At 29.4% G+C, this 15,354-nt stretch carries 20 protein-coding genes and 1 pseudogene; all 21 read right to left on the minus strand.

Annotated features, from left to right (window positions below):
- Positions 1-142: 142 nt before the first annotated feature.
- The 21 genes and pseudogenes from AGR56_RS01520 to AGR56_RS01615 all read right to left on the minus strand — a co-directional run bounded on the left by AGR56_RS01520 (position 143) and on the right by AGR56_RS01615 (position 15,287).
- On the minus strand, positions 143-700 hold the full coding sequence (locus tag AGR56_RS01520) for an HD domain-containing protein (RefSeq protein ID WP_084756829.1): 558 nt from the start codon (positions 698-700) through the stop codon (positions 143-145).
- Between the two features lie 199 nt (positions 701-899).
- Positions 900-1,058: a hypothetical protein gene (locus AGR56_RS23170; RefSeq protein ID WP_347460365.1), complete on the minus strand. Its 159-nt coding sequence runs from the start codon at positions 1,056-1,058 to the stop codon at positions 900-902.
- A 282-nt stretch (positions 1,059-1,340) separates the two neighbouring features.
- Positions 1,341-1,859, minus strand: a complete 519-nt coding sequence (locus AGR56_RS01525; RefSeq protein WP_053240862.1) for a 2'-5' RNA ligase family protein — start codon at positions 1,857-1,859, stop codon at positions 1,341-1,343.
- Positions 1,860-2,070: 211 nt separating this feature from the next.
- Complete coding sequence (locus tag AGR56_RS01530) at positions 2,071-2,511, minus strand: EFR1 family ferrodoxin (protein ID WP_053240863.1); 441 nt, start codon at positions 2,509-2,511, stop codon at positions 2,071-2,073.
- A 70-nt stretch (positions 2,512-2,581) separates the two neighbouring features.
- A complete protein-coding gene (locus tag AGR56_RS01535) occupies positions 2,582-3,073 on the minus strand; it encodes a MerR family transcriptional regulator (protein WP_157055638.1) in 492 nt (163 codons plus the stop codon).
- Positions 3,042-3,770 (minus strand): calcium-binding protein, encoded by a 729-nt coding sequence (locus AGR56_RS01540; protein ID WP_053240865.1) that lies wholly within the window; start codon positions 3,768-3,770, stop codon positions 3,042-3,044. The genes AGR56_RS01535 and AGR56_RS01540 overlap by 32 nt, the downstream gene beginning before the upstream one ends.
- A gap of 13 nt (positions 3,771-3,783) precedes the next feature.
- A complete protein-coding gene (locus AGR56_RS01545; RefSeq protein WP_242851241.1) occupies positions 3,784-4,524 on the minus strand; it encodes a DUF6155 family protein in 741 nt (246 codons plus the stop codon).
- Positions 4,521-4,757: a hypothetical protein gene (locus AGR56_RS01550; RefSeq protein ID WP_053240867.1), complete on the minus strand. Its 237-nt coding sequence runs from the start codon at positions 4,755-4,757 to the stop codon at positions 4,521-4,523. The genes AGR56_RS01545 and AGR56_RS01550 overlap by 4 nt, the downstream gene beginning before the upstream one ends.
- Before the next feature lie 257 nt (positions 4,758-5,014).
- Complete coding sequence (locus AGR56_RS01555; protein ID WP_053240868.1) at positions 5,015-5,842, minus strand: DUF4351 domain-containing protein; 828 nt, start codon at positions 5,840-5,842, stop codon at positions 5,015-5,017.
- Between the two features lie 357 nt (positions 5,843-6,199).
- Positions 6,200-6,511 (minus strand): nucleoside triphosphate pyrophosphohydrolase, encoded by a 312-nt coding sequence (locus AGR56_RS01560; protein ID WP_053240869.1) that lies wholly within the window; start codon positions 6,509-6,511, stop codon positions 6,200-6,202.
- 707 nt (positions 6,512-7,218) lie between these two features.
- On the minus strand, positions 7,219-7,596 hold the full coding sequence (locus tag AGR56_RS01565) for a four-helix bundle copper-binding protein (RefSeq protein ID WP_053240870.1): 378 nt from the start codon (positions 7,594-7,596) through the stop codon (positions 7,219-7,221).
- 81 nt (positions 7,597-7,677) lie between these two features.
- On the minus strand, positions 7,678-7,917 hold the full coding sequence (locus tag AGR56_RS01570) for a hypothetical protein (protein WP_053240871.1): 240 nt from the start codon (positions 7,915-7,917) through the stop codon (positions 7,678-7,680).
- Positions 7,918-8,095: 178 nt separating this feature from the next.
- Positions 8,096-8,374, minus strand: a complete 279-nt coding sequence (locus tag AGR56_RS01575) for an ABC-2 transporter permease (RefSeq protein WP_084756831.1) — start codon at positions 8,372-8,374, stop codon at positions 8,096-8,098.
- Entirely contained in the window at positions 8,308-8,667 is a 360-nt protein-coding gene (locus AGR56_RS01580) for an ABC-2 transporter permease (RefSeq protein ID WP_198149897.1), read from the minus strand. The genes AGR56_RS01575 and AGR56_RS01580 overlap by 67 nt, the downstream gene beginning before the upstream one ends.
- 53 nt (positions 8,668-8,720) lie before the next feature.
- Positions 8,721-9,596: an ABC transporter ATP-binding protein gene (locus AGR56_RS01585; RefSeq protein ID WP_053240874.1), complete on the minus strand. Its 876-nt coding sequence runs from the start codon at positions 9,594-9,596 to the stop codon at positions 8,721-8,723.
- The gene (locus tag AGR56_RS01590) at positions 9,596-9,976 is read right to left on the minus strand and encodes a GntR family transcriptional regulator (RefSeq protein ID WP_053240875.1); all 381 of its coding nucleotides are present in this window, start codon (positions 9,974-9,976) and stop codon (positions 9,596-9,598) included. The genes AGR56_RS01585 and AGR56_RS01590 overlap by 1 nt, the downstream gene beginning before the upstream one ends.
- Before the next feature lie 191 nt (positions 9,977-10,167).
- Positions 10,168-10,629, minus strand: a complete 462-nt coding sequence (locus AGR56_RS01595) for a hypothetical protein (protein WP_053240876.1) — start codon at positions 10,627-10,629, stop codon at positions 10,168-10,170.
- Between the two features lie 49 nt (positions 10,630-10,678).
- On the minus strand, positions 10,679-12,640 hold the full coding sequence (locus AGR56_RS01600; RefSeq protein WP_053240877.1) for an ABC transporter permease: 1,962 nt from the start codon (positions 12,638-12,640) through the stop codon (positions 10,679-10,681).
- Complete coding sequence (locus AGR56_RS01605; RefSeq protein WP_053240878.1) at positions 12,627-13,397, minus strand: ABC transporter ATP-binding protein; 771 nt, start codon at positions 13,395-13,397, stop codon at positions 12,627-12,629. The genes AGR56_RS01600 and AGR56_RS01605 overlap by 14 nt, the downstream gene beginning before the upstream one ends.
- A gap of 133 nt (positions 13,398-13,530) precedes the next feature.
- Positions 13,531-14,593 (minus strand): annotated as a pseudogene (locus tag AGR56_RS01610) (sensor histidine kinase).
- A 4-nt stretch (positions 14,594-14,597) separates the two neighbouring features.
- Positions 14,598-15,287 (minus strand): response regulator transcription factor, encoded by a 690-nt coding sequence (locus tag AGR56_RS01615; RefSeq protein ID WP_053240879.1) that lies wholly within the window; start codon positions 15,285-15,287, stop codon positions 14,598-14,600.
- Positions 15,288-15,354: the final 67 nt, after the last annotated feature.

Genomic DNA, 15,354 nt, shown 5'->3' on the forward strand with positions numbered 1-15,354 from the left:
CTTATTTAAAAATTGAGTAATAAAAAAATATTGAAGCTAGAATTTTTTAATTATAGCTATTTCATTCATTAGTATGCATAAAAAAAACTACAGATATGCCTGTAGTCTACTTAAAATATTTTTCTAATTCTTCCAAATAAAATTATTCAAATATAGTCTTAATTAAATCCCTTTTAGCTTTATAGTATTCCTTGCTTTGTTTAGACATCTTATTATAGCTTCTTTCAAGCTTATTTCTGACAAATTCGGTGCCAGCATCAATATTAAGCTTTCTCTGAACAAAGGCTAAGTAAAATAATGCAGGCAAAGCATCATAATGAGAAATTGCATCAGCATCGGCAACACATATTTCTTCTATAGTTCTTTTTTCCTTTAACACACTTCCACGATGATTCAATATGCATAATTTAACAAGTTCAATTTTATTTTCTGGATAGTTATATTTTTTCAAGATTGCTTCTGCCATAGCTGCTCCGTGAATATGATGCTTTTCATATAGCTTGTAATCTGTAACCGAAGCTATATCATGTAACCAGCCTGCAATTTCACACACTTCAACATCTGCCTTGTACAATTCAGCAAGTTCAACAGCATTCTTTGCTACACTTTTAATATGTTCATAACTTCCCGGTCCAAAAAAGTTATTTGGACTTTCACATCTTTTCTTTATATCTTCTTTTATTTCCTCAAGCATACTCATTTTTATTTTCCTCCATGTCATACGAATTTTAAAACAAATCAACAAGTATTCATATGATTAAATATATCAAACATATGTTCGTATGTCAAATTTACACATAACCGGATTATGAAGGATTTATAAAGATATGATAGTTACATTGATTGAACCTTATATTAGAAGATATCTCCCTTACTAGAAGTAAATATTTCAGCATTCATCATGCTTCCTCAATTGCTATCCAAATCTCTTGTCGATTTTCTTGCATATAACATTCAAATACAGGCAAGTCTGCAAGTTTAAATCCCGAACTTGGAAGCCATATCTGTTTTAATCCTGCTAGCAATCCCAGCCACTTTAAATGCAGGCCAATGTTCAATTTGATACTTCATTTTTTCTTCCCCCTTAATCACAATTTGAAAAGAGAGTTTAGGACAAGATTTAAGCGTTACTGTTTCACTTCTTACTGTTGACGGCAAAACCCCATGGAAATTTCTAAAAACACGTGAAAATGCATCCTGCGAATCATATCCATACTTTTCCTCCTGTCATATACAATTATAAAATAAATATTAAATTACCTCCCGACTTTTTATGCCGCAATTAGTAGATAAAGACTATAATAATAATCGGCTAGCGAAGCTAAACAAATTATAATTTATCAATCCAGTTCGTGCTCTATTACAATAATTGATTCTTCATGCTCACCAATCATTTCAACCGATATCTTTTTGACTACAGTACTAAATTTATCATTATACTTGTTATTTACATCATCAAATGCTTTATCAAGCAGCTCTATAGAAGATAGGTTTCCAACTGTCATATGAGGAACATAATCCTGACTTGCATCAAATTGCTTTAGTTTATCTTTATATAGCATATCATGAATGTTTTTAATTACACCCATGCTTTGTACTACATTTAAAAACAAGTAATTTCCATATCTATCGTGCTGTTTACTGAACCCCTTCAATTCAACTTTAAATGCCTTTATATTTCTTAAACACGCTTTTAAATATAAATTAAGTTCTTTATTAGTCAGCTCGCTATTAAAAGGAAATACTAAAGTAATATGTGGCAACACTAAATCTACCAAGGGATCATATTTCTTACGGATTTCATTTATAACGTCAATATTTTCAAATTGAGGAAAAATCATAATAGTTCTTGTATTCATGCTCATATCTCCCTCTACAAATACGCCTTTCTTATATTAAATTTCTTTCCCGGGGCATACTTTTTCACATATTCCACAACCAACACATTGGGACGTATATGAAACATTTTTGGGAGTTAAATACATTTGCTTTCCAAGGGATTTACAAACAGCACTTACTATACGGGTCTTAAGGCTACCTTTTCCTTCAATTTTATTTATACTTCTATTATTAATATTTAGTTGAAATTTCAGCTAATTTAATCTTATAATTGTTCAGTCTTTCAATTTCAATGTTATGTGGAGTTACAAGTGCATTGCCGGGCATATAAATAACGAAACCTGAAGACAGAGCTTTTCCTTTTCTTTCTAAACATTTATTTAGCTCAATCAAGCTTGCACCAGGAGCTCCGTTGCATGTTTCAATAGCAAAAATATATGGATTGGTTTTAAATGTTAATTTTTTTATAAAGGATTTAACTATATCTGGAATATTCATAAAATAGACTGGAAATACAAATCCTAATACATCTGTATCTATCTGTACGGATTCTTTATCTCTAAATATTGATAATGGAATTATACTTCCTTTATCACTCAAATTATTATTAAGTTCTCTTGCAACTGCTAAAGAATTTCCTGTTCCAGAAAAATAAAAAATTTTTGAACTCATACTAACACCTCTTATTATAATTTCAACTAATTATAATCCTTGTACTTAGGTACAGAGTCAAGCTTTTTTATTATTTTCCTGAATTATTATTAAATGCATTGCATAATGGACATTCATGTGGCTGATATAAATTTTCCTTAATATCCTTAAGATTTTCCTTTACACTTTTAAGCTCTATAATCTTATCACTAATTTCCACAAGTTTTTCATCAATTAATTCTTTTACATAATTTAAATCTATATTTACACCATTTACAGCTGAAAATAAATTTCTTATCTGCTCTAAAGTAAAACCTGCACTCTTAGCCCCCCTAATAAATCTAAGAATAATTAATGTATCTTCTGTATAAATTCTATATCCTTTTGAAGTTCTTTTGGGAATAGGAATCAGTTTATTCTTTTCATAATATCTTAGTGTTTCCACATTAATGCCAGATATTTTGGCAATTTCGCCTCTTAAATAATACTTCATATTGCTTTCCTTTAACTCCTCACTTTCTAATCTAAATACCACAAATGATTTATAAAATCTATCTATTGCAAAACCAAAAATTGTAATCATCAACTAATTGATAGTTATCACTATTTTTTTCTACTACTTCTAGCAAACATAAAGGAAATGAATACTGTCTTCTACCTTTTATTGCTTTCACAACTATACCATATAAATCAAATACTCCCTCTATTGCTAAAACTTCAAGAATCTCCCCTATTTCTAAAGAACCAGAATCATCAATAATTTTAGCTTCAAAAGGGAACTGAAGTTTTTCTTTAAGGTAATCACACCAGTATTCCTGAATAGCTGCATCATCTTCATATCCGCTGTTTCTTATAAAATTTTCGACTCGTTTTTCCTGCATATCATAGAGCTTTTCATTTCGCTTCATTTCTAATGAGCTTATATTATCAATATCCGATTTTACATATTCAAGCTTAATATTTTTAACCATACTATTTAATAGTTTCTTAAATTCACCAATATCTGTTTCCTGTTTTTCTCTTTTCAGCGTTATAACACCCTTGTCTGTTGTTATATTTACAATCGTCTTTTTATTTTTTGTAAATGTAATTCCTGTTATCCCATCCCATTCTATAAAAAGACTTTTCTCACTAATGCTTGTAGAAACTACAAAACCTTTTTCATAAAATTTTACTTTTGCATTTATAATAAATATGTCAAAATCAGGATAAGTTCCAGAATAATCAAATTCAAATTCAGTAATATATTTCCCATATTCAGTTTTTATAACTTCAAACATAATACCTGCTCCTCTATTCTCTTATAAATTCGGTGTCGCATATTTTACAGATAACTTGGTCTTCAAAATCCTCATTTGGAACTTCCCTAATATATAGCTCACTGCTTCCACATTTACTACATTTTCCTTCATCGTATTGCCAATAATCATTCTCCATTTCATAACAATATTTTTGCCATAAAATCAGTTCTATAATTTCTATAGAATATCCTGTTTTTTCTGATATAAAATCATATTCATCATAATTACTATAGTTTCCGCTCTGTTCATCCATCCTTAAAATAAATACTTCATCTGCATCAATAATTTCGCTTATTATCGTATTAATGCTTATTTTTTTATCAAAATCAGGCAGATCATTTCTTTTCCCAATCCTATCTGCTATATATTCTTTTATCTGAATTAGTTCTTTATCCTCAACTGAAAAATCCTCTAATTCAAGCCATTTTATTTCAGCATAATATTGTTCAAGAACATCATGAAAACCCCATCCCATCTCGCTAGTATTGTCAACCACATTTTTTAGCCTATCCCTTAGAGAAACAAAAATCTCTGAATTTTCATGCTTGTTAATAGACTTTACTATAGATTCATACATGCTTTCAACATTATTATAAAAGCTCTCATTAATATCTTCATATGTATTTGTAAACTCAACACCCATCTCAACATAATAAAGCATTAGATCAATTACAAGTTTTTCATCCGAACATAACCTTTTAAAATCATTAACCGCTTTTTTTGCCTCTCCTATTTTAAATTGTGTTTTATGTTCTTGGGAAAAAACACATCATGAACTTTATCTTTATAAACTTTAAATATTTGCTCAATTGTTTCCTTATTTGAGTATTTGACGGTTATATATTCCTTTAACTGTGGAATAGTTTTATAGCTGTCTATAATGAGTTCTATTAATTCTTCCTTGCTTTGCTGTTTAAGTATATTCTTTACTTCAGTTACACTTAATGAGTATTCATTTTTTTTCATATTATCATTCCTTTCAGCAATCTTCTTTGTAATACGCCAGATTTATATTTGTACTAAAGTTAATATTAAAATACCCACAACTATCATGTCAACTTACAATTCATAACAGTTGTGGTATATGCTTATTCCTCTAAATTCTTATCTTCCAAAAATTCATCTGCACCATGATCCCTTGTAACTTGGTATTTTGGTACGAATGAATTTGAAGTTTGAAAATGTTTTGTTTTTAATTACCTTTTATATACTAGATTATAAATTTACTTAAAATATTTTTCTAATTCTTTTATATCCTTTAAATCAAAGATGTCTATTGCAATAACATCGATAGTTTCTTCAGGCAATTTCTTTATATTTTCTCTGTATTCCTTTGGAACTGTTGTAAACTTTTTAACAAGTAATTTTATAAGAATTTCAGCTTTTCCTTCTGCCTTACCTTCCTCTTTTCCTTCAGCCTTTCCTTCTTCTCTTAACATTCTGCCTATTTCAGTCATACTTATCACTCCCATAAATTTTTTCTTAGAATAACTATCTCCGAACTTTTCAAATAGTGCATACAATAGTGATAAACACTGTAGCTTTTCTGTATCCTCAGGTATATTTTCTGCTAATTCTATGCTTTTAATTGTTCTTTCACTCCTGGACTCTTTACCACTCATTAATGGTACTAGTGTTAGTGCTAAAATGTCCTCGCTAGTTAAATGCTCACCCTTATTTATTTTTTCTCCCAAATATTTTAATTTAGCATCTCCATCTAAGTTTTTCATAAAAAATGCTTCAATACCATACTTTATACTTCCTGCATCAATATTAGTTTCTACGTTCTCTATGTCTGCTGAATAAATAACTATTGTTCTAACCTTCCGCTTTTCTTTGTAAAATAACGAAGCATCATAATATAAAAATCTTTTTATGTCATCCCTCTTATCTGTGGTTTGAAACTCAAAATGAAGATAATTTCCGTCCTCTGTATAAAATAAATAGTCCGTGTAATTTGTTTTTATATCTATGTTTTTGATTTCCGTTTCAGCTGGTGCAGTTATTTTTGCATCTATTCCGAAAAACTTTACGGCATTATCTGTAGGCATCTTCAAAAAAATACTATGTCCATCTAGCGGCTAATTTTGCGTAATATTTCGTCAACTGAACCCGCTAAGACTTCCTACTAGTATTAACGGAACCAGTTTCCTCGTATTACACAAAATTCTCTCGCAACATGGACTTATTATTTTCTTTCAGATGCCTTAAAAAATTCCATTGCCTTTTTTAAAACTGCATCCTCAATCTTATTATAATCCATTACACTCATCTCTTTCCAGTTGTTTTTCATTAAATATTATTTCCAACTAAGAAAGATTTATGCAAACATTTGTTCTGTTTTTTTTAATAAAAAATACCTACAGCTGTCATATCAATTTATACTTTGTAACAACTGTAGGCATTTCTTATTCGTACACTTTCTCTAGCACAATTCCTTTCTTAAAGCCTCCACGCTCTTCTCTTTTCAAAGCTCTTTTTTTCATCAAATCTTCTTCACTATAGCCCATATTCTCTGCTAGTCCAAATAATACCTCCATGACATCTGCTAATTCTTCTAAATTTTTATCTTCTAAAAATTCATTTACTTCTTCTTTTAATTTTGTCTCTAGCAATTTATAAAGTTCTTCTTTATCTGCCTTTCTTATATCAAACTTCTTTCCCGAAGCCTCTATTACAGCTGGTATTTTATCACGAACCAATTTGTTGTATACCTTCATTGCAAATCTCCTCGTATAATATGTTTATAGCCAAATAAAACTGGTTATAAACTTATCTTTTTTATAGTATAGAGGTAGGAGACATCTTTGAGGGATTCTCCCTCATAATTATAGTTCCAACCTGCTTAATCGAATATCCATAATAAGCAATGGGTGATAGTTTGAGCTACGGAAGTTAAATTCCAACAAATTGAATCATCAGCCATTTCTTATTATAATAAAAATAAGTGCAGATTACTTAATCAAATGAGATTAAGTGTCTACACTTATAGTACAAAACAGATTGAAATATCTAAGTATTTTACAATTTTTGAACCAAGATTTATTAGAATTTTTTTAAATCGTTCCTTCAGCATTATTTCTTCGCTCCAACGGTAGTGCAAGGAAAAATTCCTCCGTATCTACGGAATTTTAGATGTAAATTTTTGTAATTGCTTAAATTTTCACATTATATATAACTATCAATTTTCATTGAATGACCATATTTACAATGTATTTTTTGCATTAATCCACAGCTTGGTATGGCTAGTTTAAGGTTCTCAAATCACATTAGCTCCGCCAAACCCACAATATGTGTATATCATTTGCATTTCCGGTTTAGCTAAGTAACAACATTGAAGAAATAGTTTAAATAAAATTTTAACAATTTGACGCTTAGATTTATTAATTTTATTTAATATTTCAAGATGTTGTTACTTCGCAATTTTTTATTGCATGCTAGTAGACATATTCCTGCATTCAGTTGCACATTGCTTACAAACATCCGCACAAGTTTTGCAATGCTGATCTTGAAACATACTGCACTCATTTGCACATCTATCACAAATTGTAGCACATACATTGCATATTTCTTTTATGCTTCCGCTGCCTCTTGACATAAAACAAGCTGCTGTAGAACATATTTCTGAACAATCTTGAAGAGTTTTAATGCAATTTTTTCTTGCACTTACATCTGGCTCTTGTAAACACATATCCAAACATTCCTGACATATCTGAGTACACTTTGCGCATGCATCTATACATCTTTGATGTGGATTTCCTCCTGTTCTAAGTGATCCTGCTGGTATATTCATTGTTGCTGGCATAATAATTCCTCCTTGTAAATTAAATTTTAATACAAAGTTTATTATCTGCTTTATTGTTAGAATTATTCTGCTAAATTAATGTCATAAATTTTTACTTACAACATGTAATTTTGCATAATCCTCTTCTATACTAACAAGTCCTTCATCTTTATAACCGTTATTTTGAAACCATTTAAGATTGCCATTTGGGAACACAGCTTTATCATCAGTAATATCATAAAAACTAATCCTAAACAAATTTGAATCTAAACTATTTAGTAATTTTATTGTTTCATAATTTATAGGACATTGAGTGCCCCAATAATAAAAATCTATTTGCATTTATTCGTTCCTCCACTTTTTATAATGGAAATAAATTATAAACCAGTAAATTCGACAACTGTATGGCTTATATAATTATTAATGTTTTTTAAATATATTCCATATTACATTAGCTACAAATGATAATGCTACAAAAACTACTAAAAAAATAATAACCTTCATTTGTATTCCTCCTACATTACAAATCTTTTCTTGAATAAATGTGAATTGATAAAGCCATAGAAATACCAGTAATTATTAAGGCAAGAACATACGGTCCCAATTCTTGCATCAACTTAGGTAATGAAGTAATATACTGAAAGTCAATATTATTAGATTGAAGCCACTTTGCTATATACCCTCCAGTAATTGGTATCATAAAAACAATTATGACCAGTATATTTCTCAATTTTATAAAACCAAATTTATACAGTGCAGGTATAGTAATATCAAAAAAATAGCTACAATTAAAAGAGATATTCCAATCTCAGAAATATTTATCTTAGTCACATTAACAGGGACTATAAGTGCTGTAACTGCATAAATAATACAGTTACAAATAAAAATTACAAAAACAAATAAATATTTTGCTTCTACTAATGCTTTTCGTGTATATGGAGTTGCACAAAGCAATACTGAACCTTTATATTTATCTTCCAATTGCCATATCATAGTATTCAATACATATTCAAGCACAATTTCAGTCATAAAAAAGCCTAAAATACCAACATTAACCGTTGAGTTAGCATTAATAAAAAATTGGTGCTCCAAATTGCAAAAATAATAAAAAGCAACAAATATTTTTTACTAATAAAAAATCCTTGTTAACAAGACTCAAAAGCATTATTATCCCCTCCTATGTAAGCTAACATAATATCTTCAATAGTTGGTCTCTCTATTATTACATTTTTCATTTGCTCACGAACAACAGCTTTTCTATTTGTGATGCCTTCAAAATTATAATTAGTCTCGTGAAGCTTTAAAAATAACTTTCTTGTGTGCTCATTAATCATAGATTTATCACCTTTAACTAATCCATGAGTATCCAATATTATGTCCTTTTCTTCGTTTAACACAATTTTCCCGTTATCAATTAAAATTAATACATCAGCTATTTTATCCAAATCGGATGTAATATGAGTAGAAAAAAATACGCTTTTGCCGTCTTCCTCCATAAATTCTAAAAGTATATCCATCAGTTCATTTCTTACTAATGGATCAAGTCCACTTGTTGGCTCATCCATAATAAGCAAATCTGCATGATGTGCCAGTGCCAAAGCAATACTATATTTCATTCTCATACCTTTTGACAATGTAGAAATTTTCTGTTTAAGTGGCAGCTTAAAACGAGTTATATAATTTTTAAATACTGTTTCATCCCAATTTGAATATGCAGGAGCAATGATGTTTTTCATTTCTATAAGCGTCATATCATCATAAAAATATCCATCATCCAATACAACACCTATATGATTTTTAAGTTCTCGTTCATTTTTATCAATTTCCTTTCCAAATAATTTAACACTTCCAGCATCCTTTATTACGAGACCAAGAATTGATTTTATAGTAGTAGTTTTTCCTGCCCCATTTATGCCAATAAATCCTGTTATGCACCCCTTTTTAAGCGAAAAACTAACATCTTTTAAACCAAAACTTCCAAAATCTTTTTTTAATCCACTTACTTCTAAAATATTATCCATTACTCATCATCCTCTTCAAATAATAAATCCATCATAGAATACAATTCTTTTTTAGAAATTCCAAGCGAGCGAGCAGTTTCCCATGCCTCTAAAAGTTTTGTTTCTACCATACGTCTTTTTGATTCCCTCAAAAGCTCAAGATTTTCTGGTGCCACAAACGACCCTTTTCCTGCTTTTGTTATAACAAATCCTTCCGACTCAAGTTCATCATATACTCTTCTAGTAGTAAGAACACTAACATGTAAATCATTTGCTAGTACTCTAATTGATGGAAGTGCTTCTCCCTCTTTTAACCCACCACTAATTATTGCATTTTTAATTTGTTCTTTTATTTGCTCATACAAAGGTTTATCTGACACATTTGAAATAATAATATTCATTTAATTTTCTCTCCATCTTTAAAACTGTTAATATATTAAATACACAGTATGTACACAATACACATTATATATAAGTATTATAATATTGTCAATATTTCCTCGATATAAAAAACAAAATTCCAAAAGGCATTTAACCTTCTGGAATTCACAAAAACTTCTTATTTAAATATTAGAACAGCGCTTAAAATCCATTAATCACATAAATCTTTATCATCATTCTTTATTCTTTCTTTGCCTTTTTTAGTAGCAGCAGTTTTTCTTTTCAATTTTTTTATATTATCAACATGACGAAAACGAATTGCAGACCAATTATCATCAATAGAAGCTTGAGACACTGGTTCAAAATCATACGGAGAAAATATATCCCACGACTTTTTTCTATTAATATTCGATTTGTATTTTTTAGAAGTTCCCTTTGGATAACAAAGCCACAAATGTCCATCCCCGTCCAATGCTTCAATCGCTGCTTTTGCATAACTATTTGCCTCTTCAAAGCTTATAGAAAACATCTGTATAAACTTATATTTTCCATTAAATTCTTTATGAATCTCACCATCTATGTCCTTCATTATTTCTTTATATTCATCTGGTGCATTTAAAATAAGTACTGGATTTTGATTAGTTAATCCTAATTTTTTTAAAATGGCATTCATAAAACATTCCTCCTGAATCCTCAAAATATTTTTACCTACAATACATATTCTACTGCCAACTATTTATCTGTTTCACATACATTGATTTTGCAAAACTAAAGTAAATTACTTGAAGCACAAAATAAATCCCCACAATAGTCATCAAATAAAGGCTAAGATTTGAAATTAAAAGGTTACTAAGGGCTTTTATTGCAAAGCTTGTATGACTAAATGCTATTACAAAAGGCAAGAAAAACATTATAAAACATTGAATACTTACTATCCTTTTCACTTCTTCTGCAGACATGCCCATCCTTTTAAGTGCTATAAATTCTTGTTTATCCCTTTGAATTTCATTAAATAGCTTAAAATAAAGTATACTGCCTGTTGCTATGAAAAACAATACTGCTATAAAAGTTCCTATAAAGAAAAACAAAGACATGTTCTTCATAACTTTAGAGAACTCTATTACCCTTTGACTAAATGCACTTTTCATTTCCTCAGGCACTTCACTTCTCAGCTTCCTTACGGCCTTTTCTGATTTTATCCAATTTTCTATGTTATAGCCATAGTATACATTAAGTTTTTCGTCTGTAAGTTTGTTTTTAAGCTTATTAAACTGTTTATCACTAATCACAATGGTATTAGAATTTATTTCATCCTCATTAATTACAGCTCCACCTATTTCTTCTATAACATTAAACTTTACAGTTTCACCCTGTACATTTAGTTTTAAATATTCCTTACCTTCTGGTATCTTTGCCGCCTTAGCTCCCTCAGAACTGTGAGAATATACAACTGCTTCCCCTGACTTGAGAGAAAAACTTTCCTTTTTTTGCTGCTGTGCTAAAGAATTATACTCATAATTAGATATAATATAAAACTGATTTTTACTGTTGTATCTTTGATATTTTAAAGCTCTATTTATAAACTTAGACTCACTAGTTCCCTTCATAAGTATGATTTTGTCTTTATTCTCTACCTTATTTCCATAGTTATTAAGAACTTCTTCAACTCTTTCAGGCATTATCACCTTATGAGAATTCAAACCATCCTCTACAAAGCTTATATCATGTGGAAAATCTAAAACTGTTTCCTTTTCCATAGTTTTTTGAAAAGAATATACACTAGAAGATGCCGTTAAAGTTACTGCTGAAAGTATTGAAACTGCAAATAATATTCTTGCATTATCTCTTAGTTTATATATTATTTGAGATAAAGTTATCATATTGATTCCTTTATAAAAAATCTCTTTGTTATTTTGGAGCTTATTTGCAAAATATACACTAAACTGAGAATATAGAAGGTATGTTCCCCATACGGTCAACCCTAAAACTGGAAACATAGTAGCTATTATAAACTGCCCTGAAGCTACTGCCATAGTATATCCAAGTACAATAAGAACTATAGAAGAAATTGCTTTCTTTGTTGAAAACTTAGGTACCGGTTTTGCAATTCTTGCACCTTTTAGAAGTTCTATTATGTTATTATTTTTAATTTTATAACTTACCATAAACCCAATTCCCTGAAACAATACTAAAAAGCATAATACAGTTAAAACTACAGCTTTAAGAGATATTGTGAGAGGAAGTTCTGTATCCAAAACTAAAATTGCTGAAACTCCCATAAAAAACAATTTGGAAAATAGAATACCTAAGAATAATCCCGTTAAAATTGAAAGTAAGGAAACAATAAAGTTCTCAAACATTACGTACCCTCTTATTTCGCTTTTTGTAAGACCAAACATAGATAAAAGTCCAAATTCTTTCTCCCTTGATTTTAAAAAGCTCGAAATAGAGTAATTAGTAAAAACTATTGTAAACACAACTATTACAAATTCACATAAGATCATTATATTTGATATAATCGCTCCCATTTGTCCCATGTTTTTTACATTTTTTATATTGGGACTACATATAAAATTTGCAAATATAAAAAATACCATAACCACAAATGCATTGCTTAAATAATACATTATGAATTTACTTAAATTGCCTTTTATGTTTTTTAGAGCAACATTACGCAAGGTCATTATTTCTTACACCTCCTATAAGAGTAAGTGAATCCATAATTTCTTTAAAGAAAGCTTGACGATTGCCTCCTCTTACAATTTCTAAGAAATATTTTCCATCCTTAATCATTACTATTCTCTTGCAAAAACTTGCTGCGAATGGATCATGTGTAACCATCATAATAGTTGCTTCATTTTTCTCATTAAGCTTTTCTAAAGACTCCATCACATCTTGAGAAGCCTTTGAATCAAGGTTTCCTGTTGGTTCATCTGCAAGTATTATAGCAGGATTGTGAATTAATGCTCTTGCACAAGCGGCCCTCTGCTGCTGCCCTCCTGAGGTTTCATATGGTCTTTTTTCTAAAATTCCTTTTATATTTAGTATTGCTGCAATTTTTTCAACTCTTTCTTCTATTTCACTAACTTTAATTTTTTCCATCACAAGTGGAAGTATTATATTTTCTTTTATTGATAATGAATCCAACAAATTAAAGTCTTGAAATATGAAACCTAATTCCTTTCTTCTAAATAAAGCAGCCTTCTTATCATCAAGTCTTGATAAGTTAGTTCCGTTTATAAAAATTTCCCCTGAAGAGGGCGTATCTATTGTGGCAAGAATATTTAAAAGAGTGCTCTTTCCACTTCCTGAAGGGCCCATAACTCCTACAAATTCTCCTTTTTCAACGTTGATGCTAAATTTATCGAGGGCTTTAATCTTTAACCCCCCTCTTTTATCCCCGTAAACCTTAGTTATATTTTCTGCCTTTAATACAGCCATATTACCACTTCCTCCAAACCTTATATTATATATACATTCACTTTACTCTCTACTCTGCACACTGATTTAACTATATTATAAAAAAAATAGAGAAATCAATGTATCGATTTCTCTTTCAAACATAACTTTAATCTTACAATTTTGAAAGCTTAAATATACTTTTATTTTTATAAAATATAATAGAAAAAACAGCGCCTCTCCCTTCTTCTGATTGAACAATAATATCATGCCCCAATTTATCACATATTTTCTTTGCCAGATACATTCCCATGCCTGTTGATTCATCTGTCTTTCTTCCATTCTTGCCAGTAAAAAAAGCGTTAAACACTCTTGTTAAATCTTCTTTAGGTATACCCATTCCTCCGTCTTCTATAGACAATATAATCTTTGAAGCTTCCTCACTAATGCCAAAGGTAATGTGCTTGTTTTCTGATTCTTTAACTTTTGAATATTTTATAGCATTTACTACTATTTGATTTATAACAAAAGAAATCCACTTCCTATCTGTTTCTATCATTACATTTTCACCTTTAATTATTCTTGGAAATATATGATTTCTTATGAGAGACTTTTTATTGTCATTAATAACCTTTCTTAAAACAGATATTAAATTAAGCCTCTCTACCTTAAAATCAATATTAAATTCATTAAGCCTTGCATTGTAAAGCATCCTATCAAGCCCCTGCTTAATTTTTTCATTTTCTTCAGCCATGCTTTCAAATACTTCCTTATTCTCTTCATTTATCTCATCTTGAAGTATAAGATTAATAACAGATACGGGGGTTTTCATTTGATGTACCCACTGATTTATAAAATACATATACTGCTTATGTTCTTCCTCATATTTTATCATCTTATTGCCACAGGTTTTATATACTTTGAGCAAAATTCTTTTAAACATTTCTTGTTCTTTGGTATTGGGCGTTCCTATGTTTAATATGCAATCTAAATCATCTTCTGAATTTAATATTCTGTTTAACTGTTCTTGAAAATTCTTATTTTTATAATAATCATACACTAAAGAAAATTATAAATAAAACCGCAGAAATCAAAAGCGCATACAATATATTATTCTTTGAAAGCTCAATTTTATTTATTATCAAAGTCAAATACATTATAAAAATAACTACTGCACTACCTAAAAAATAAACTACTCCATATGCTATTTTGTCCTTAAAAAAATCCTTTAACTTCATTTATTCACCACTTTACCAACAGTTTATAGCCTTGTCCTCTTTTAGTTTCAATGACATCGGTAATTCCTATATCCTCTAATCTTTTTCTAACTCTAGTCATATTAACAGATAAAGTATTATCATCAACAAAATCAACATCATTCCATAAAACTTCTAAAAGAGTCTCTCTAGAAACAATTTTATTTACGTTTTTAAGAAGCATATATAAAAGCTGAAATTCCTTTTTGCTAAGCTCAATATTTCTTTCTTTGTATTCTACTGTATTTTGATTCATACACAAAAATAATCCGTTTATCTCAAATACGTCACTATTTCCACTTTCGGCGTAACTTCCATAAACTCTTCTTATAACTCCCTTTATTTTTGCAAGAAGAACATCATAAGAAAATGGCTTAGTTATATAATCATCCCCACCATTTTCAATTGCCATAACTTGATCCATATCAGAATCTCTAGCTGATATAAATATTATGGGTACCTTTGAAATAGTTCTTATATCCCTGCACCAATAAAAACCATCGTATACAGGCAAATTTATATCCATAAGAACAAGACTTGGATTATTTTTCACAAATTCCCCTTTTAGATTAGAAAAATCATCTATGTTGAAGGTTTTATATCCATACTTTTTAAGGTGATTTTTTATAAGACTACTTAGTTTTTTATCATCTTCAATTATCATTATACTATACATATATATTCTCCTTTAAACTTAGATATAAAATTGACTAAATGTATAAATCTTGTGAAATTTAATTCCT

Source organism: Clostridium sp. DMHC 10, from assembly GCF_001270375.1.
Classification (GTDB): domain Bacteria; phylum Bacillota; class Clostridia; order Clostridiales; family Clostridiaceae; genus Clostridium_S; species Clostridium_S guangxiense.